Genomic DNA, 18,487 nt, shown 5'->3' with positions numbered 1-18,487 from the left:
TCTTCTACTAGCCCAGCCTAATCCCAACGAGTTAGTGCGTCCTCGTCGCTGCCTTTTGCCTCAACCCATGCGCCTTCGCCGTCTTGGCGTAGTTCTTTTTTCCAGAACGGCGCACGAGACTTGAGATAATCCATCAGATAAGAGGCTGCTTCAAAAGCACCGGATCGATGGCGTGCCGCAGTGGCAACCATCATGATCTGCTCACCTGGGATCAATCTGCCGTGACGGTGGATAACCAGTGCATCCGCAAGCGACCAACGCTGCAGCGCGGTTTCCGCTATCTGCCCGATCGCGCGTTCGGTCATGCCAGGATAGTGTTCGATCTCCATTGCGACCATATCACCGCTGTCAGATCCCCGCACAACACCGGTAAACGTCACGATGGCACCTGCATTCGCTCCCGAGGCCGCCACCTCAGCCACAAAACGCTGGCTTTCCTCACCAAGATCAAATTGGTCGCCCTGCACAGAAATCCGCATGGCTCACCCCCCAGTCATCGGTGGAAAGAAAGCCACTTCGCATACACCCTCCAACGACGCATCAAAATCCGATAAATCCTGATCAAGCGCCACCCGCAATGCCGACAAGTCAGCGAAGGCGGCACCATAACGTGGATCACGGGCGCTAAGCTCCGCTACAAGATCACGCACGGTCTCGGCTCTCGTCTCAACCTTTTCTTTTGGCAAGCCAATGCGTTCACGCACCCAAGCGAAATAGAGAACATCCATCAGCGCGTCTCCTTCAGATATGGTAACGCCTTGCGCATATAGTCAGCACCGGTGATTAGCGTGAGCGCTGCAGCGATCCACAGCAGCCACAATCCCAGACGACTCGTCCATATCATACCTTCGAATTTCCAGCGCAATCCGAATTCATCGCTCACCTCCCCTAACATGATCTGATCCACCAGGATCTGATCCATACCAAAGGAGGACATCACCAGATAGTGTTCGAAGATACCTTGGGAAAACAGCGTGGCAATCGCGATCATCTGCGCTGTCGTCTTCCATTTGGCGAGCGGCGTCACCTTCAATGTCCCGGCTGTGTCACCCAGAAACTCGCGTAGACCTGAAACAAAGACTTCGCGGAAAAGTATCACCGTCGCAGGCACCACCAACCATGGCGTCCAATGCTCGGCGGCATAGCCAACAAGGATCATCAACGCGATCACAACCATCGCCTTGTCAGCAATTGGATCGAGCATGGCGCCCATCTTGGTCTCCTGCCCCCAGGATCGGGCTAGGTAGCCATCGAACCAGTCCGTGATCGCTGCGCTGACGAAAAGGATCAGCGCAAACCAATCTGCATAGGGGCGCGAAAAGTAGAGGAACATGATCGCGAGCCCCGGAGCCGCCAGTAGGCGCAACAGGGTGAGGATATTTGGGACGGTCCATTTCATGGCTGCACACTAGCCCGCGCTTTCACGAGTGGAAAGCGGAACAGATGAATTTTCAAGCGCGAATGGTCACATCTTACGCGCTGTTTTTTGACCAATAAGTCAGGACCTTGTATTGTTTCGCTATTCACCAGCTCTCCAGCGCGCCGGTGGATGCTACTCAGCTACCCTTGACCATGAAAGAAATCGTAGATCCGCTGCGCCAATGCTGCCGACACGCCGTCAACGGCCTTCAAATCTGACAGGTTTGCGCGGCTCACCGCCTTGGCGCTGCCGAAATGGGCCAGGAGAGCCCGCTTGCGAGACGCACCCACACCCGGCACCTCATCAAGCGGGGTAGCGCCCATTGCCTTGGCCCGTTTCGCACGATGGGTTCCGATGGCAAACCGGTGCGCCTCATCCCGCATCCGCTGTACAAAATAAAGCACCGGATCATTTCGTTGTAAAGCAAAGGCCGCTTCACCCAAGCGATGAAACTCCTCTTTGCCATGATCGCGGTCGACGCCTTTGGCTACTCCAATCATCGGAATATCCTGAACCCCGTGTTCGGCCATGATCTCCGCCACAGCACTGACCTGCCCAGCACCGCCGTCGATTAACAGAAGATCAGGCCACAGACCTTTTTCCCGGTCCGGATCTTCCTTCAACAGACGCGAGAACCGCCGGTTTAGAACCTCTTTCATCATGCCAAAATCATCACCAGGCGTCAGGTCATCGCCCTTGATGTTGAACTTACGATAGGCATTTTTCATGAACCCTTCTGGGCCTGCGACAATCATGCCACCCACCGCATGGCTGCCTTGGATGTGTGAGTTGTCGTAGACCTCAATCCGTTGGGGAGGTCCATCCAGCCCAAAGGCTTCAGCGACACCGCGCAGCAATTTGGCCTGCGTTGCACTTTCGGCCATGCGACGGGCAAGTGATTCACGGGCATTGCGTACCGCACCAGCAACCAGTTCGGTTTTCTCTCCGCGCTGCGGCACTAGAATTTCGACGCGGCGCCCGGCCTTCTCACTTAGCGCCTCTATCATCAGATCACAGTTTTCAATTTCATCTGACAGTAGCAACTGTCGCGGTGGCTCCTTGTTGTCGTAGAATTGGCCGATAAACGCCTCCATCACCTCTGCCGGGGATACATCTCCGGTAACACGAGGGTAGAAATCCTGATTGCCCCAGTTCTGATTGGCCCGGATGAAGAACACCTGAACACAGGCTTGCCCTCCGTCGAGGTGCAGACCGATTACATCCGCTTCGGCAACTCCACGCGGATTGATACCCTGGGATGTCTGTACCTGTGTGAGTGCCTTGATCCGGTCGCGCAGGGCTGCGGCCCGCTCGAACTCCATCGCCTTGGAGGCTTCAGACATCTGTTCAGCCAGTTCTTCCTGAATTTTGGTGGAGCGACCTGATAGGAAGCGTTCAGCATCGCGTACAGATGCCGCATAATCCTCCGCCGAGATCTCGCCAGTACAGGGCGCGGTGCAGCGTTTGATCTGATACTGGAGGCATGGTCGCGTCCGGCTTTCGAACATAGCATTACTGCAATTGCGGAGCAAAAATGCCTTTTGCAACTGATTGAGTGTGCGGTTCACAGCGCCTGCACTGGCAAAGGGGCCGAAATAGCTTCCCTTCTCGCGCCGTGTGCCGCGGTGTTTTTTGATTTGAGGAAAGGCGTGGTCCTTAGCGACCAGAATATTAGGAAAACTCTTATCGTCGCGCAGCAGTACATTGTATTTGGGCTTCAGCTGTTTGATCAGGTTCTGCTCAAGCAGTAGCGCCTCAGTCTCCGTCCGGGTTGTCAGAAACATCATCGAGGCAGTGCCCGCAATCATTCGCTCAATCCGAGGGGTATGACCCGGCCGGGAATAGTTCGACACCCGCGCCCGAAGATTGCGCGCCTTGCCGACATATAGCACCCGACTTTCGCTATCGAGCATGCGATAAACACCTGGTGAGCTATCCAGCGTTTTCAGATAATCCTGAATCACGGCGTACCCCGTTCGAGATACAGCCGGTGTCATTTCGGATGATGGATCGGACTTATGGTCTGTCATGTTTCGAGATGTATGATTCCCAAGGCCGGTCTGCAATGTTAGAGCACCAGGATCAACAAGTAACAAATCCACCGATGCTGTGGATAAGTCTGGTAGTATCTTATGGCTATCAGCGATTTTCCCTTAGTTTCGGCTGATTTCCAGCATTTGCACAAAAAATAGGCAATGCCGTAAGGTATTGATTAAATTGAAAACATTTTCGAAACCCTGACAAGGTTCTGTTTTCAAAAGGATTTTTGTAACGGATTTGCTACAAGTTGACGCTACGTGCACAACTTCGCGGCTACCACTTTTGAACCCGACCACTGGCGAGGTCATTCTAGTCCCACAACGTCCGGGGTTTCCCAACTGATATGCTGACCGCTATCGATGCAAATCAGCTGGCCGGTAACAGATGGGGCGTCCAGAAGATAAACAAGAGCCGCAGTGATATCCGCCGGATCAGCACCACGTTGCAGAGGTGTGTGGGCACATTGGCGCGAGAACTGGCTCTCACTCTGGCGCGGACCTCTAAGCGTTGGACCGGGACCAATCCCATTGACCCGAATGCGCGGAGCCAAAGCCTGAGCGCTAGTCCGGGTCAGTGTCCAAAGAGCCGATTTCGCAAGCGTATAGGTCATGAATTCCGGCGTCAGCTTCCGAACTCTTTGGTCGATCATGTTGATCACAATAGCAGCCGCAATCGCCCGCCCCTTGTCATCCACTTGCTGCGGTATGGCCTGAGCGGCCAGCTGCTGAGTCAGGATGAAAGGTGCACGCAGGTTGCTATCTATGTGTCGATCCCAGCTGTCGCGGGTTGCCGTCTCAAGACTGTCATGCTCGAAGATCGACGCATTGTTGACCAGACAGGTGATCGGACCACCCAAGGCCGTTGCCGCAGCAGGTAGCAGGGCCTCGGCCCCGCCTTTCTCCAACAGGTCTGCCTCTAGAGTAACGGCTCGACGGCCCATAGCACGAATATCAGTCGCCGTAGCCTCGGCCGCATCGGTAGAGCTCGCATAGTGGACGGCGACATCATAGCCGTGTTCAGCCAATTTCAACGCCATCGCGCGCCCAAGCCGTTTGCCCCCGCCGGTTACCAATGCCCGCATATTGATCTCTCCTCATGTGCCCGTTTGGCTATGAGTTAGAATAGCTGCACCAAGTAGACCACATATGTGACAGATAAAATCACGCCCCAGGTGCGCGTAATGTCCATTTTAAGAAAAACAAATGGCACCAGTAGCAACGAAGAGGCCAACATGACCCAGAGATCCACCCGCAAGAAGGACGGGTCAACATCTATCGGCCCAATAAAGGTTGCGATACCCATGATCGCAAGCAGGTTGAACATATTGGAGCCGATTACGTTGCCCAGCGCGACATCTGCCTGACGGCGCAGGGCAGCCATGACTGTGGTTGCCAGTTCAGGCAACGAAGTGCCAATAGCTACCAGTGTGAGACCGATCACAGGTTCCGCCACACCATAGGTACGCGCGATAACTGAAGCGTTGTCTACCAGAAGATCAGCGCCCAGTGGCAACCCAATCAACCCGAGTAGCAAGTAGATCCCAATGCGCCAATATGGCATATCGGGGTCCGCCTCTTCGATATCATCCAGTTCACTTTCTTTACCGTTACGGCGATGGGCGCGGGCTTCGCGAAAGGCAACGCTCAGGACAATTGTAAGCGCCGCTAGCAGGATAACCCCGGACCAGATAGTGAATGTGCCGTAGAAGGCAAGGGCAATGAAAAGAACCGACGCGATCAGCATAAATATATAGTTTTTTCGGGTATCGCATTCGCTGGTGTGCAGCGCCCGCATAAGCGCCGGAATACCTAGAACCATAAGAACATTGGCAGTGTTGGAGCCGACAACGTTACCAAGGGCGATCCCGTCAGCGTTTTCTCCCACAGCCCGGATGGCGATCAGCAGCTCGGGCGCTGACGTGCCAAAGGCCACGATCGTCAGGCTCACGATCAGCGCGGGCACGCCTAACCGCAGACTGAGGTTGACAGCACCGCGTACCAGTGCATCCCCAGCCAGAAGCAGGATCACAAGGCCAAGCCCAGAAAACAGCCATGGCATCATTGCCGAGGCCCTCCATTCTTTTTGCAGGCGCAGGGGCCTTTTCCGATCTTAAAGCGACCGCAACTATTGCAGCGTCGCGAGGTCAGATGTTTTTGGCCCGGCACCTTCAGCTTGCCGAACATCGCAAGTACAGCCATCGCCACAAGAAACAGGGAAACAATTTTGAAAATCACGTCAGAGGCCAAACCGCGCATATTCAGCGCGTTCCTCGATGCCGCTAAGCGCATCTTGTGCGATCTGCACACCGATCCGTCCCAACAATGGCTTCTTGATCCCGAAGCGACGGAACCGCACCTTGTCACCAAAACGCGCCTGCATCTTCGGGCGTAGATGGCCGATGCCATCAATCAATCCCAGCGATACTGCACGACGACCGAGCCAGATTTCACCGGTGTAGAGATCCTCGCTGGTATCCAGCTTGTCCCCTCGGCGTTTTTTGACATGGGCGATGAAGTTATCGTGGATATCTCCCAGCAGCTGCTTCAGACGCTTTACATCATCAGCACTTTCAGGGCGGAACGGATCAAGCATCGATTTGCTGCGACCAGCGGTGTATACCCGCCGCTCCACACCCTGACGCGCCAAAAAAACGTGAGCGCCAAACCCTGCCGAAATGACGCCTATTGAGCCGATGATCGAGCTCTCGTCAGCCCATATTTCATCCGCCGAGGCTGCCAGCCAATACCCCCCCGAAGCCGCCACATCCTCGACAAACGCAATCGTCGGGATTTTTAGTTCGTCGGACAGGCGGCGGATTCGAGCACCAATCAGGGCGCTTTGCACGGGTGAGCCGCCGGGCGAATTGATTTCGAATGCCACCGCAGAGGGTTTACCCTTACGAAAGGCGCGTTCCAGTACCGGTCCAAGAGCGGCGTCATTCAGTGCACCACGACCGGCCATACCGATAGCGCCATTTAGGCGCACCACAGCGACCAGCGGTGCCTTATTCAAAAAGGGCAATTTGAGGTTCATGGCGCCGATGTAGAATGTCGACAGCCTTGAAACAAGGGATCGCGCCGGAACGAAGCAAAAGCAGCGTCAAAAAAGCTGCAAAGCTTGGGTAAAATTGCAACGCTTGCCTCAAATGCGCGGAACACGCGCCAACCAATAGAGATCGAGAAGCCCACACACAATTGTATCGGCGCATACCACGACACGCCGATACAACATTTCTTGGAAGGCTCAACCGTTCAATCAGGAGCGGATGCGCCACCCCGTCTTGAAGATCCACCAGATCACCGCAATGCAAAGTGCCGTGAAGCCGCCGATGGCCAAGAGGCTCAACCCTACTGGTACATCCGACGCACCGAAAAATGACCAGCGGAAGCCCGAAATTAAATAGACGACAGGGTTAAACAAAGTGATTTTCTGCCAGATCGGCGGCAGCATTGAGATTGAGTAGAAAGATCCGCCCAGAAACACCAACGGCGTCACAATTAGTAAGGGAACCAGCTGCAACTGCTCGAAGTTCTTGGCCCAGACACCAATAATAAATCCCAAGAGCGCAAAACTGACGCACGTCAGCACCATGAACAGCACCATTGCTATCGGATGCGCGATAGTCAGATCCACAAACAGAGATGCCGTCACCAGAATGACCACACCGATAAACAATGCCTTTGTAGCCGCGGCCCCGACATAGCCGATCACAATCTCAAGAAAGTTCACGGGCGCTGACAGCAGTTCGTAAATCGTGCCGATGAATTTGGGGAAATAGATCCCGAAAGAAGCGTTGGAGATGGCTTGGGTCATCACGCTCAGCATGATCAGGCCGGGCACGATGAAAGCCCCATATGGCACGCCTTCGACCTGATCGATCCGGCTCCCGATAGCCGCGCCAAAGACCACGAAGTAAAGCGAGGTCGACAGAACAGGTGATAGAAAACTCTGCATGAGAGTGCGGAAAAACCGCGCCATTTCAAATCGGTATATTGAGGCAACCGCTGTCCAGTTCATGTCGTTTCTCCTGAAACCAGCCCAACGAAAATGTCTTCAAGACTGGATTGCCGGGTCTGCACATCGGCCAGAGTCAAACCGGCTTTGGCGACATCGTTAAGCAGCGTAGTGATGCCGGTTCGCTCAGCGTTGGTATCGTAGGAATAGATCAACCCCCGGCCACCTTCGGCCAAGACCACCCCATAGGCAGATAGACTGTCAGGTATCGCCGTCAGAGGTTCTGTCAGTTGAACTTCCAGCTGCTTTTGACCCAGTTGCGCCATCAGCTTGTCTTTGTCCTCAACCAACAGGATCTCTCCGTTGGTAATAACACCCACTCTGTCTGCGATTGCCTCAGCCTCTTCGATGTAGTGAGTGGTCAGAATGATGGTTACACCGTCACGCTTAAGTTCGGCCACGACATCCCACATGTCCTTTCGCAGCTCGACATCTACACCAGCAGTGGGTTCATCGAGAAACAGAATTCGTGGCTCATGGCTCAGCGCTTTCGCGATCAACACCCGGCGTTTCATGCCGCCCGACAGCTCTTTGATCTGGCTCTTGCGTTTATCCCAAAGCGACAGCTTGCGCAGAATATCCTCAAGCAAAACATCATTGCGCGGCTGACCAAACAGGCCTCGCGAAAATCTGACCGAGTTCCATACGGTTTCAAACGGCTCCAGGTTGATCTCCTGTGGAACCAATCCGATCAGGTTGCGAGCTGCTCGAAACTCGTTGATAATATCATGACCACCAACAGAGACGCTGCCAGAGCTGGGTCTGGTGATGCCGCAGACCGTTGAGATCAATGTCGTTTTTCCGGCCCCGTTAGGCCCTAGCAAGGCGAGAATTTCCCCCTGCTGGATATCGAGCGAGACGCCTTTGAGCGCCTTAAATCCGCCTTCATATGTCTTTTCCAGATCGCGGATCGATAGGATGGCTGACATTCCTGCCTCCCTTAAAAGTAAACTCATCAGTTCAGAGCACGGTATCGCCAACGCTCTTCCCCCGCTAGAGAGGAATGCATCCGAGACGTTTGCCTATGCGCACTAACTTGTGCATCTGCGCAGAGAACTGGATTGCAGATCGAGAATGGATTTTCTTCTGGTGCAAGCTACGCGTGGGCTGATCGAACTTTCATTACGCTCTGCTACGCGGCCATCGCACAATCGCCCTTCCGGACTACGCAGACAGGCTGAGCCCCACTAGTGAAACGCCAACTAGAACGACTGCATAGATGTATTGATCAGTTTTCACGCGCCGACCAACTTCGTCGGCAGGCACCAAATCAAAATCAGCATTCTACGGCCGACGCTCGGTCAGAAAGCGGTAGTGGTAGACCAAGAAAAACACGACCCCCATATGATTTATGTCTGATGACCATCTATGACAGAACTCAATACGGCAATCCTACATAGTTTTCGGCCAACGAAGCCTGCGCTGCATCAGAGGAAAATAGATACTCAAGATCGGCCTGCTGCAACCGCAGATCCGCTGGCGAAGCGTCAGGGAATTGGTGCAGCAAACTGGTCATCCACCAACTGAACCTTTCTGCTTTCCAAACCCGCGCCAATGCCTTTTCAGAGTACCCCTCCAGCGCTTCATCATCGCCGCGTAGGAAGTGATCTGACAGCCCCTCAAAAAGATAGTGGATATCCGAAGCAGCTAGATTCAACCCCTTGGCACCGGTGGGCGGCACAATATGCGCCGCGTCTCCCGCCAGGAACAGTGCTCCGTATCGCATCGGCTCGGCTACGAAACTGCGTAGCGGCGCAATTGTTTTCTCAATCGAAGGTCCGGTTTGCATTCCTTCGGCGACATCCACCGGAAGCCGCCGTTTCAACTCCTCCCAGAACGCCTCATCGCTCCAATCCTCAGCCCTATCTGTCAGGGGAACCTGAATATAATAACGGCTCAATTTCGCATTGCGCATCGAACACAGAGCAAAGCCGCGATCGTGCTGGGCATAGATCAATTCGGCTGCAGCTGGTGGTGTTTCAGACAGGACCCCCAGCCAGCCAAAGGGATAGACTTTTTCATATTCACGAAGGACATCTGCTGGAATCGATTTACGGCTCACCCCGTGAAAACCGTCAGCTCCAACAATGAAAGTACTGTCAATACGGTGTGTATCACCGTGCAGATCATAGGTGACATATGGACGATCGGTTTTGAGATCATGGAGCGCAACATCTGCCACTTCGTGGACGATCTTACCGCCCATTGCGTCCCGAGCGGCGTAAAGATCGCGCGTGACCTCGGTTTGGCCGTAAACCATAACGGTCTGTCCGTCGGCACTGCCTGCGAGGTCAATCCGGTCCAGCCGCCCCTGATAGGCGATGTGAAACCCGTGGTGCTCATGACCGTCACGATCCATACGCTCTCCGACCCCGGCTCGGCGCATCAAATCCACGAATCCGTTTTCAAGAACCCCGGCGCGAATACGGCCAAGCACGTAGTCCCGGGTCTGTCGTTCCAACACCACGTTGTCAATTCCAGCACGATGCAGCAATTGCGACAGCAACAACCCCGATGGGCCTCCCCCTACGATCACAACCTGTGTTGACTGACTCTGCATTCGCTCTTCTCCTATTTTTCGGCCTATCTTGACCGTAAAAATCCAACGTGCGAATAGACCCTCCCATCGACTTATTGTACATTTCATACATGAACGAAAAAAAAGGGATCAATACATACTCGCTTTTTGGGGAGAATGCCGAGCTGGCAGATCTTTTGCATATCGAGAGCATTCAATCGCGCTCGTCGCTCCACAACTGGGCGCTGAAGCCACATCGGCACGCACGCTTGCACCAACTACTCGTGATTAAGAAGGGGGGAGGCCAAGCCACATTTGACGGTATCAAACAAACTCTTACACCGCCCTGCATGATAAATGTGCCACGCGGCTCAGTGCACGGTTTCCGGTTCGATCCCGAAACTCGCGGATGGGTAGTGACTATAACATCTGACCTTATGGATCAATCACTTAGCGGAAGCCCCGACGTACTAACGACATTGGATCGCGCGACGGTTACGCCGTTGGAGAACCATTTGATGCATCTCATCAAGAGCATTCGCAATGCCTACGAGATAGAAGGATTTGCGCGCGCCCAGATCCTCCGAGGCCTTGTTGGTGCAATCACCGGTGTTGTCGCTCATTCAATTGATGCTCAGCAGCACCGGGATACGAATCCAAAGACGCACCAACTGTTCGCACACTTTGAAACCTTGGTGAATCGAGATTTTCGCAAGCGGCACCGCGTCGGAGATTATGCTCGTGAACTTGCCATTTCGGCAACGCACCTTAATCGGATCAGTCACCAAGCAACTGGGCAATCCGCATCGCAATTAATCAATGAACGCATGTTGCGCGAAGCTCGGCGTCTGCTGATCTATACAACGCTGAGTGCCTCCGAGATCGCGTATGAGCTCGGCTATGCTGACCCTGCGCATTTCAACCGTGTATTTGCCAAAGGGACAGGGTTGCCTCCACGCCGGTTTCGGCGCCACGTCACGAGCGGAGATCAACCGCTCGATTGAACCAATGCCTTGGCCCGCATAAAGCAGGACGCAAAAAACCGCCCCAAACGTAGTGGGGCGGTTCCAAACTCACACACGTAAAAGCCGGGTGCTTAGTTCTCCGGCCCCAGCTTGGACAAGCCTTTGAGGATATCGATAGCATAGGCTAGCTGATAATCCTCTTCCCGGCGTTCCGCTGCAGCCTCGGCCTTGGCACGGTCTTCCTCTATCAGACGGATTTCGTCTTCAGAGAGGCTATCGTTGTTCAAACGCCCCCGCAGATCGGCTTCGGACCGGGTGCGGCGGGCAGCGGATGTGTTTTCCTCTTCCTCTTCTGAATTCGGATCACGGCGAGGTTGTTCAACGACGATATCGGGGGAGACTCCCAACGCCTGAATCGAACGACCAGACGGGGTGTAGTACCGTGACGTAGTTAGGCGCATCGCACCATCGCCCTTTAGCGGCATCACCGTCTGCACCGAGCCTTTACCAAATGATTTAGTGCCAACTACAATTGCGCGACGGTGATCCTGCAAGGCACCAGCAACGATTTCCGACGCCGAAGCTGATCCGCCATTGATCAGAACCACAATCGGTTTTCCCTCCACCAAATCACCTGGTGTGGCATTGAACCGCTCGCCGTCTTCGGGATTGCGACCACGGGTTGAGACAATTTCACCGCTATTGAGGAAGCTATCCGCTACCTTGATTGCCTGCGTCAATAAACCTCCGGGGTTATTCCGCAGATCCAGAACAATACCGTTAACGTTGTCCATGCCACCCGCTGCTTCCAACTGCTCTTTCAGTCCCGACTCCAGATTGGGTGTTGTCTGGTCATTGAATGTGGTCAGACGCAACACAACCGTGTCGTCTTCGGTACGTGCACGCACCGCCGTGAGTTTGATGGTGTCGCGAATAATTGACACGTCAAATGGCTCGGTCTCGCCTTCCCGTACTACGGTGATCACGATTTCAGAGCCAACTGGACCGCGCATAAGATCAACCGCTTCGTCCAGCGCAAGGCCGAGTACGCTTTCACCGTCAACATGAGTAATGAAGTCACCTGACTCCATCCCGGCTTCATCCGCTGGGGTGCCATCGATAGGCGAGACGACTTTGACAAAGCCCTCTTCTTGCGTGACCTCAATCCCAAGGCCGCCGAACTCGCCACGGGTCTGCACGCGCATATTGGCTGCGTCGTCCGGGGACAGATAGCTGGAATGCGGATCAAGCGAGGCCAGCATACCCCCGATGGCCGCTTCGATCAGCTCGGTCTCATCAACATCTTCGACATATTGAACGCGGATACGTTCAAAAATGTCGCCAAAGAGATCTAGCTGTTCATAAACGCTGGCCTCCCGGCTGCCTTCCTGTGCCAGAAGTGGCTCAGCTACATAGGTTGTGGCAAGGATACCTGCCAGCGTGCCGCCAACTGCGGCCATCGCAAATTTTCTCATGAACTAATTTCCATCCTTGTCGATGCGGAACCAGGTTTCGGGATCCACCGGACTGTTGTCCATTCTCACTTCTATATAGAGCGTTTCTGTGCGGTCAGTTCCAGCCCCTTCACCGCTTAGTGACAATATGGCGCCGATTTCCGGGTTTTTCCCTCCCATCAAACCAACAGGAGTTCCGGCTGGGATGACCTCCCCCATGGTTCCATAAACCTCAGCCAGCCCCGAAAGCACAAACAGTGTGTCCGGTTGCGGCTCCAGAATGACCACATTTCCGAGATCCAACAACGGTCCCTGATAGCGGATTGTAGCTGCTGTTGGCGACTCCACCAGGGCACGTGGCCGCGCGGCGACCAACCAACCGGGTCTGGCGATCCCAGCTGCGTCTTTCTCACCGTAGCCACGCAATAACAATCCTTCGACCGGAATCGACAACACACCACGAAGGGCGCTGACATCCGCATCTGTCGTTACAATCTCACCTTCAGCAATTTCAGCCAACCCGCTAGCAAATCCGCTAAGGGTCTCGGTAGAGGATATCAAGATAGCGGTGCGCACGGGATCCTGTGTGAAACGGCGCGGCAGGCCCGTCCGATCTGCAATGGCCGCTGACAACTGCACGCGGGCCTCCTGCACGCCATTGAGGCCACCTTGTAGTGTATCCGCAGCGCTTTGCTGCAGAAGGCGCAACGTCTGAACCTCTTCGAGATCGCGGCGCAGTGCTGTTGCGCGCGCCTGCAGGGCCGGTGTTATCTCTGCCAAAGTCATTGCTGACCTCGCTGCACCAAGAGGCCCCGATGGATGCAGCATTAATACAGGCGGTGGAGATGTTTCAATTGTCTGCAACACACCAAGAAGATCCGCCACCTCATCTTCTCGGGCCTTCAGTTGGACCGCCAACTGTCCCTCACGATGCGCGACCCGGCGCAACCCGGCGCGCATCGCCGCAAGTCCGGCTTCATATGCACGAACGGTTTTAGTCAGCGCGGCGACGCGGTCACGCGCCGTTTCCGCCTGCTGTAGGGTGACCGTTGCCGCCTCCAGCTGGTTTGCGGCCTGCTGGGCAGCACGTGCAGGATCATCTGCAGCAACTGCAGCTATCGGCAGTGCAAGCCAGATCGAAAAGATCAGCATCACTTTCCGGATAGAACCAGATCCGGAGAGGCCCATATCTTGCCTCATACCAGCAGGCTCTTTCCGGTCATCTCGTCTGGTTGTGGCAACCCCATCAACTGCAATAGTGTCGGCGCGATATCTGCAAGACGTCCTTCTCGCAGTTGCGCACCCTCAGGTCCGCCCACAAGAACGACTGGCACAAGATTGGTCGTATGTGCGGTGTGCGGCCCGCCTGTCTCGGGATCAACCATCATCTCGCAATTGCCATGATCAGCCGAGACCAACATTGCTCCTCCAGCAGTTTTCAAAGCGGCCAAGGCTGCACCAAGCCCCTGATCAACTGCTTCGCAGGCCTTGATCGCAGCGTCCAGATCACCGGTATGGCCAACCATATCCGGGTTGGCGTAGTTGGTTACAATCAGATCATAGCCAGCCTCAATTGCTTCAACAAAACGCTCAGTCACTTCGGGAGCGGACATTTCTGGCTGCAAATCATAAGTCGCCACCTTCGGCGACTTCGGCATGGCGCGATCTTCACCCTCCTCGGGGTCTTCCTTGCCACCGTTGAGGAAGAACGTCACATGCGGATATTTCTCGGTTTCAGCCAGGCGAAATTGGCGTTTACCGTGCTTGGCAACCCAAGCTCCCAATGTGTTGATGATCGCCCGTTTTGGAAACACTGTCTGCATGTAGTTATTGTGGTCGGCGGAATACTCCACCATGCCCAAAAGCGCCGCGAGATCAGGGCGCGGGCCGGTATCGAATGCGTCGAATTCCGGCTCAGCAATCGCTCGTAGGATTTCGCGCGCACGATCAGCCCTGAAATTCAAACAGAACACACCATCGCCGCTGCTAACACCGCCATAGCCTCCGACTACCGTGGCCTTGACGAATTCGTCCAGTTCCTCTCGGGCATAGCTTGCTGTAATTGCGTCGGCAGCTGTGTCGGCTGTATGCTGCCCGTCGCCATTAATCAGGGCGTGGTAGGCTTGGCTAACCCGCTCCCAACGATTATCCCGATCCATCGCATAGTAACGTCCAGTTACAGTCGCGATGCGTGCGCCGTCGGCCAGATTGGCCTCAAGAGTAGTCACAAAACCTAAGGCGGATTTAGGGGCAACGTCACGACCATCTGTCATCGCATGTAGCCAGACGGGGATTCCTGCGTCGCGAATCGCCTTCACCGCCGCAATGATATGCGTGACATGCCCGTGAACACCTCCATCGGAGACCAGACCCATAAGATGTGCCGCACCGCCTGTCTGTTTCAGCTTAGCGATAAATGTCTGCAAGGCATCGTTTTCAAAAAAGGAGCCATCCTCAATCGCAAGATCGATCTGACCAAGATCCATTGCGACGACCCGGCCTGCGCCAATATTGGTGTGCCCCACTTCGGAATTACCCATCTGTCCACTGGGTAGACCGACATCTGGCCCATGCGTGATAAGCTGCGCACTTGGGCCTTCAGCCATGATCGCATCAAACGTTGGTGTATTAGCCAGCGCAGGAGCGTTGGCACGCCCAGCATAACTGCTTCCCCAGCCATCGAGGATACACAAGACAACAGGTTTTGGCGTCGGCATAGTTTCGGGCTCCAGCTCTGAGTAGCGTTACTGCCTTCTACAGATTTGCCGGGGATTGGGAAACCGCCGATACGCCGTCCCTACCGTTCAGGATCAGGCATAGGGATCACGCCGATTGGCTGGCCAGTGTGCGATACTGCCGTTCGATATCCAGCAATCGCTGTTTGCGCCAAAGCCCGCCACCATACCCGGTCAGTGATCCGTCCACACCAATCACTCTGTGACAAGGAACCACCAGAGCAATCTGATTGGTTCCGTTGGCGCGCGCCACTGCTCGGGCGGCCTCGGGGCGGCCAATCTCACGCGCAATTTCGGAATAGCTACGCGTTGCTCCAGCTGGGATCTCGCGCAGCGCATTCCAGACCTGCCGCATAAAAGGTGTCCCATGATAGGCTAGCGGCGTTTCAAACCGGGCTGACCTTCCGTTAAAAAAAGCGCCCAGCTCATCACGAATTTGCTCGCTTGGTGGTGTTGGTCCGATGCCAAGGTCGCCGTGGACTGCCTTTTGCAACTTATCGAGCTCTCCCTTCAAAGCCTTGCGTTCCACAAATTCTAGCAGATGAAGTTCAGTTTGACTGCTCACCGCAATCATATCGCCCAGAGGTGTCGCGATCCAATCCGCCAACAACAAACCATCGCGCCCGAGACTTCCCGGTGCCCTCCCCAATAATCTGGCAAAAGCCGCACGAAATGCGCTGGGTGACTCGAATTGCGCATCCAACTGCGCGTCAATAACCTTGCCCCCATCAGACAGTACGGTGAACCCCTCCCGCAATCGGCGTTGCCGCGCCATTTCAAGGAATGTCATTCCGAATTGCCGTCTAAAACTGCGACGTACAGTCGACAGGTCAAGTCCCAAACGCGTGATATCGCTCTCGCTCCAGCGATATTTCGGGCGTTCTTCCAAGGCAGCCAGAAGAGTGGCAACCGCAGGATCTGCATCCGCCATCGGGCGCAGTGGGTGACACCGTTTACAGGCGCGAAAACCCGCTTCGATACATTCACCAACACTGGCGACGAACGTACAGTTCTCACGTTTGGGCTTGCGCGCCGGGCACGTCAAACGGCAGAAAATTCCGGTTGTGGAGACACAGACATAGGCCTGCCCATCATACCGGTCAAGGCGATCTAGCAGCGCTTGATAAAGCGTCTCGTGGTCAGGAAGGTCAAACAACATGCACTCTGTTTAGCATGACAGCATTGGTATGCCGCCGATAATCAGGCGTAGATTTCGCAATGGCAGAGATTTTATATGCCGTAGCATTGAACGTAAAAGATGATCGCCCGGTCGGAGAATGATCTACCCAATACGTTCACTCCAAGGTGACGCGGCACCAGACTGCATCGTGATCGGACAATGGGCGACCGTTTTCATCAACTGATGACACCAACCGATTCTCAGTCGCACGCATGCCACGGGTGCAGAACCAATCCAGTTTCATTTCCCGCTCAGGATGCGGGGTTATGAGACTCGGGCGGGTTGTGATACCGTCAGGCGTTGCGCTCCAGTCATAGCCATGGGATCGGGCCAAATCGAACAAGGTCTCGCGTTGCCAGTCGAAATCTGGTGGCAGATGGTTGCCCGTATTCAGATCGCCGCCAATCAGAACCGGCATATCCGGGGCAAACGCGTCAATGGCCCGCAAGAGACGCTCGAACTGTGCGTGACGATGGGCTGCGTCGGCGTTGCTCTCTAGGTGGGTGGAGACCATACAGATCGGTCCAGCATCAGTTGGCAGTACCGCCGCGATAGCCATACGTCCGCCAAGCCGTGGTTGTTCAGGGTCCGCGGGCACCTCGTCTGAGGAAAACCAATGGCCATGATCATCGAGCCTTATCAGCTTCACTCGCTCGGGCGCGACCGCAGATAAGATGGCATTGCCGTGCCAGCCGAACCGATTGAAATCGTCCTCGCAAAAAGCCATCTCGGTTGGCCCTCCCAGATCCAGCTCGTGGAATTCCACGCCGAAGACATAGGTCATGCCAAGCGCATGTGCCATGGCCTCAGTTGTGTGCCGTTGGCCGGTGCGAGCCATGCCGTGGTCAACCTCTGATAGCAGCACAACCTGTGGCTCCAATGGCTGAATATGACTGGCAGTATCCTCTGGGAACAGGCAACGTTCGACATTCCAGGCCACGACCGACACCGAAGCGGCCAATGCGTCCTGACGACCCTGCCCCCCCGATTGAAGTCCCGACATTGCCGGAACCTCCGCCATGAGAGCGCGGTGCGCTGCAGCAGTTCGCGGCGCTTGCCGGATCTGTGCCTGCATCTCCGGTGTAACCGGAGGCAGCCTATCCAGTACCTCTGTCATCGCCGCTGGCCGTCCTCTGCATCGAACAGGCAGATGATCGCGGGATCTACTGCAATCTGGTGATGTCCCGGTTTCACCGGGATGTCTTTCAGAACGTGGATGGTGAAGGGTTGACCGCCCAGCTGACCATGCAGCAAACGGTGTGCGCCCAACTCTTCGATCAGCTCCACTTCGATAGAAACACCACCTTCGCTGACCAGCTGCACATCCTCAGGGCGAATACCCAGTTTGACAGCACCAGATGCGGCACCTTCGAGCACACCCATAGACACACCATCTTCCAGTGTAACCTTTCCATCGGTGATGGTCGCATCAATCAGGTTCATCGGCGGCGCCCCCATAAAGGACGCGACAAAAACCGAAGCCGGGTTGTGGTAAATTTCTGACGGGGTGCCGATCTGTTCGATCCGTCCTCCGTTCAGAACAATGATACGATCCGCCATGGTCATTGCTTCTACCTGATCATGGGTCACGTAAATCGATGTAACACCCAAGCGGCGCTGCAATGCCTTGATCTCGATCCGCATCTGATTGCGCAGTTTGGCATCCAGGTTCGACAGGGGCTCGTCAAACAGGAACAATGCCGGATCGCGCACAATCGCGCGCCCCATGGCCACCCGCTGGCGTTGACCACCAGAAAGCTGCGAGGGTTTACGCTCAAGATATTCTTCGAGGTTCAGGATCTTGGCGGCCTCAGCCACCTTGCGGTTGATCTCATCCTCGGGGGTTTTGCGATTTTTCAGACCATAGGCAATGTTCTTGCGCACAGTCATATGCGGATAAAGCGCATAGTTCTGGAACACCATCGCAATATCGCGATCCGCCGGGTCGACGTTGTTCACCACCCGATCGCCTATCTCCAGCGTTCCTTCGGTGATATCCTCCAGCCCTGCGATCATCCGCAACAGGGTGGATTTACCACAGCCGGACGGGCCAACCAGGACGACGAATTCACCGGCCTCGATTTTGAAACTAGAAGAGGTGACGGCCTCAACCCCGTTGGGGTAGACCTTGCGTACAGAATTCAGGGTAACCTGAGCCATT

Annotated in this window: 18 protein-coding genes; 1 reads left to right on the top strand and 17 read right to left on the bottom strand. The window is 55.0% G+C overall.

The window, feature by feature from the left end:
- Positions 1 to 17: 17 nt before the first annotated feature.
- From ACEWZM_RS11715 to pobA, 11 genes are all read right to left on the bottom strand, one after another.
- Complete coding sequence (locus ACEWZM_RS11715) at positions 18 to 479, bottom strand: molybdenum cofactor biosynthesis protein MoaE (RefSeq protein WP_414006595.1); 462 nt, start codon at positions 477 to 479, stop codon at positions 18 to 20.
- 3 nt (positions 480 to 482) lie between these two features.
- Positions 483 to 728 carry a molybdopterin converting factor subunit 1 gene (gene moaD, locus ACEWZM_RS11710; protein ID WP_414006594.1) on the bottom strand — a complete coding sequence of 82 codons (246 nt, stop codon included), beginning with the start codon at positions 726 to 728 and terminating at the stop codon, positions 483 to 485.
- The gene (pgsA, locus tag ACEWZM_RS11705; RefSeq protein WP_414006593.1) at positions 728 to 1,399 is read right to left on the bottom strand and encodes a CDP-diacylglycerol--glycerol-3-phosphate 3-phosphatidyltransferase; all 672 of its coding nucleotides are present in this window, start codon (positions 1,397 to 1,399) and stop codon (positions 728 to 730) included. The genes moaD and pgsA overlap by 1 nt, the downstream gene beginning before the upstream one ends.
- Positions 1,400 to 1,560: 161 nt before the next feature.
- Complete coding sequence (gene uvrC, locus ACEWZM_RS11700) at positions 1,561 to 3,450, bottom strand: excinuclease ABC subunit UvrC (RefSeq protein ID WP_414006592.1); 1,890 nt, start codon at positions 3,448 to 3,450, stop codon at positions 1,561 to 1,563.
- Positions 3,451 to 3,764: 314 nt separating this feature from the next.
- The gene (locus tag ACEWZM_RS11695) at positions 3,765 to 4,541 is read right to left on the bottom strand and encodes an SDR family oxidoreductase (protein WP_414006591.1); all 777 of its coding nucleotides are present in this window, start codon (positions 4,539 to 4,541) and stop codon (positions 3,765 to 3,767) included.
- Between the two features lie 35 nt (positions 4,542 to 4,576).
- Complete coding sequence (locus ACEWZM_RS11690) at positions 4,577 to 5,521, bottom strand: calcium/sodium antiporter (RefSeq protein ID WP_414006590.1); 945 nt, start codon at positions 5,519 to 5,521, stop codon at positions 4,577 to 4,579.
- Complete coding sequence (locus ACEWZM_RS11685) at positions 5,518 to 5,715, bottom strand: hypothetical protein (protein WP_414006589.1); 198 nt, start codon at positions 5,713 to 5,715, stop codon at positions 5,518 to 5,520. The genes ACEWZM_RS11690 and ACEWZM_RS11685 overlap by 4 nt, the downstream gene beginning before the upstream one ends.
- Positions 5,696 to 6,493, bottom strand: a complete 798-nt coding sequence (locus ACEWZM_RS11680) for a S49 family peptidase (RefSeq protein ID WP_414006588.1) — start codon at positions 6,491 to 6,493, stop codon at positions 5,696 to 5,698. Before ACEWZM_RS11680 ends, ACEWZM_RS11685 begins: the two co-directional genes overlap by 20 nt.
- A gap of 222 nt (positions 6,494 to 6,715) precedes the next feature.
- The gene (locus ACEWZM_RS11675) at positions 6,716 to 7,477 is read right to left on the bottom strand and encodes an ABC transporter permease (protein ID WP_414006587.1); all 762 of its coding nucleotides are present in this window, start codon (positions 7,475 to 7,477) and stop codon (positions 6,716 to 6,718) included.
- On the bottom strand, positions 7,474 to 8,403 hold the full coding sequence (locus ACEWZM_RS11670; RefSeq protein WP_414006586.1) for an ABC transporter ATP-binding protein: 930 nt from the start codon (positions 8,401 to 8,403) through the stop codon (positions 7,474 to 7,476). Before ACEWZM_RS11670 ends, ACEWZM_RS11675 begins: the two co-directional genes overlap by 4 nt.
- A 449-nt stretch (positions 8,404 to 8,852) precedes the next feature.
- The gene (gene pobA, locus ACEWZM_RS11665; protein ID WP_414006585.1) at positions 8,853 to 10,034 is read right to left on the bottom strand and encodes a 4-hydroxybenzoate 3-monooxygenase; all 1,182 of its coding nucleotides are present in this window, start codon (positions 10,032 to 10,034) and stop codon (positions 8,853 to 8,855) included.
- An 89-nt stretch (positions 10,035 to 10,123) separates the two neighbouring features.
- Here pobA and ACEWZM_RS11660 point away from each other — a divergent pair, with 89 nt between their 5' ends.
- The gene (locus ACEWZM_RS11660) at positions 10,124 to 10,996 is read left to right on the top strand and encodes a helix-turn-helix domain-containing protein (protein WP_414006584.1); all 873 of its coding nucleotides are present in this window, start codon (positions 10,124 to 10,126) and stop codon (positions 10,994 to 10,996) included.
- Positions 10,997 to 11,088: 92 nt separating this feature from the next.
- Here ACEWZM_RS11660 and ACEWZM_RS11655 read toward each other — a convergent pair whose 3' ends face one another.
- The 6 genes from ACEWZM_RS11655 to ACEWZM_RS11630 all read right to left on the bottom strand — a co-directional run bounded on the left by ACEWZM_RS11655 (position 11,089) and on the right by ACEWZM_RS11630 (position 18,486).
- A complete protein-coding gene (locus ACEWZM_RS11655) occupies positions 11,089 to 12,432 on the bottom strand; it encodes a S41 family peptidase (RefSeq protein WP_414006583.1) in 1,344 nt (447 codons plus the stop codon).
- 3 nt (positions 12,433 to 12,435) lie between these two features.
- Positions 12,436 to 13,563 (bottom strand): murein hydrolase activator EnvC family protein, encoded by a 1,128-nt coding sequence (locus tag ACEWZM_RS11650; RefSeq protein WP_414008019.1) that lies wholly within the window; start codon positions 13,561 to 13,563, stop codon positions 12,436 to 12,438.
- 44 nt (positions 13,564 to 13,607) lie between these two features.
- On the bottom strand, positions 13,608 to 15,128 hold the full coding sequence (gene gpmI / locus ACEWZM_RS11645) for a 2,3-bisphosphoglycerate-independent phosphoglycerate mutase (RefSeq protein ID WP_414006582.1): 1,521 nt from the start codon (positions 15,126 to 15,128) through the stop codon (positions 13,608 to 13,610).
- A gap of 106 nt (positions 15,129 to 15,234) precedes the next feature.
- Positions 15,235 to 16,305, bottom strand: coding sequence for a bifunctional transcriptional activator/DNA repair enzyme AdaA (locus ACEWZM_RS11640; RefSeq protein WP_414006581.1), 1,071 nt, complete (start codon positions 16,303 to 16,305; stop codon positions 15,235 to 15,237).
- A 136-nt stretch (positions 16,306 to 16,441) separates the two neighbouring features.
- Positions 16,442 to 17,443 (bottom strand): endonuclease/exonuclease/phosphatase family protein, encoded by a 1,002-nt coding sequence (locus tag ACEWZM_RS11635; protein WP_414006580.1) that lies wholly within the window; start codon positions 17,441 to 17,443, stop codon positions 16,442 to 16,444.
- On the bottom strand, positions 17,440 to 18,486 hold the full coding sequence (locus tag ACEWZM_RS11630; protein WP_414006579.1) for an ABC transporter ATP-binding protein: 1,047 nt from the start codon (positions 18,484 to 18,486) through the stop codon (positions 17,440 to 17,442). The genes ACEWZM_RS11635 and ACEWZM_RS11630 overlap by 4 nt, the downstream gene beginning before the upstream one ends.
- Position 18,487 lies beyond the last annotated feature (1 nt).

This window comes from Phaeobacter cretensis (assembly GCF_047372505.1).
In the GTDB taxonomy this organism is placed as follows: Bacteria; Pseudomonadota; Alphaproteobacteria; order Rhodobacterales; family Rhodobacteraceae; genus Phaeobacter; species Phaeobacter cretensis.
Note: the sequence above shows the minus strand (reverse complement) of the source record. Positions and strands in the feature narration are given on the sequence as shown.

Excerpts from the sequence above, each read along its gene's own strand:
- moaD (WP_414006594.1), bottom strand. The coding sequence starts at position 728 with ATGGATGTTCTCTATTTCGCTTGGGTGCGTGAACGCATTGGCTTGCCA.
- ACEWZM_RS11675 (WP_414006587.1), bottom strand. The coding sequence starts at position 7,477 with ATGAACTGGACAGCGGTTGCCTCAATATACCGATTTGAAATGGCGCGG.
- ACEWZM_RS11650 (WP_414008019.1), bottom strand. The coding sequence starts at position 13,563 with ATGCTGATCTTTTCGATCTGGCTTGCACTGCCGATAGCTGCAGTTGCT.
- ACEWZM_RS11685 (WP_414006589.1), bottom strand. The coding sequence starts at position 5,715 with ATGCGCGGTTTGGCCTCTGACGTGATTTTCAAAATTGTTTCCCTGTTT.
- ACEWZM_RS11635 (WP_414006580.1), bottom strand. The coding sequence starts at position 17,443 with ATGACAGAGGTACTGGATAGGCTGCCTCCGGTTACACCGGAGATGCAG.
- pobA (WP_414006585.1), bottom strand. The coding sequence starts at position 10,034 with ATGCAGAGTCAGTCAACACAGGTTGTGATCGTAGGGGGAGGCCCATCG.
- ACEWZM_RS11695 (WP_414006591.1), bottom strand. The coding sequence starts at position 4,541 with ATGCGGGCATTGGTAACCGGCGGGGGCAAACGGCTTGGGCGCGCGATG.
- gpmI (WP_414006582.1), bottom strand. The coding sequence starts at position 15,128 with ATGCCGACGCCAAAACCTGTTGTCTTGTGTATCCTCGATGGCTGGGGA.
- ACEWZM_RS11680 (WP_414006588.1), bottom strand. The coding sequence starts at position 6,493 with ATGAACCTCAAATTGCCCTTTTTGAATAAGGCACCGCTGGTCGCTGTG.
- ACEWZM_RS11630 (WP_414006579.1), bottom strand. The coding sequence starts at position 18,486 with ATGGCTCAGGTTACCCTGAATTCTGTACGCAAGGTCTACCCCAACGGG.
- ACEWZM_RS11715 (WP_414006595.1), bottom strand. The coding sequence starts at position 479 with ATGCGGATTTCTGTGCAGGGCGACCAATTTGATCTTGGTGAGGAAAGC.
- ACEWZM_RS11670 (WP_414006586.1), bottom strand. The coding sequence starts at position 8,403 with ATGTCAGCCATCCTATCGATCCGCGATCTGGAAAAGACATATGAAGGC.
- ACEWZM_RS11660 (WP_414006584.1), top strand. The coding sequence starts at position 10,124 with ATGAACGAAAAAAAAGGGATCAATACATACTCGCTTTTTGGGGAGAAT.
- ACEWZM_RS11690 (WP_414006590.1), bottom strand. The coding sequence starts at position 5,521 with ATGATGCCATGGCTGTTTTCTGGGCTTGGCCTTGTGATCCTGCTTCTG.
- uvrC (WP_414006592.1), bottom strand. The coding sequence starts at position 3,450 with ATGACAGACCATAAGTCCGATCCATCATCCGAAATGACACCGGCTGTA.
- ACEWZM_RS11655 (WP_414006583.1), bottom strand. The coding sequence starts at position 12,432 with ATGAGAAAATTTGCGATGGCCGCAGTTGGCGGCACGCTGGCAGGTATC.
- pgsA (WP_414006593.1), bottom strand. The coding sequence starts at position 1,399 with ATGAAATGGACCGTCCCAAATATCCTCACCCTGTTGCGCCTACTGGCG.
- ACEWZM_RS11640 (WP_414006581.1), bottom strand. The coding sequence starts at position 16,305 with ATGTTGTTTGACCTTCCTGACCACGAGACGCTTTATCAAGCGCTGCTA.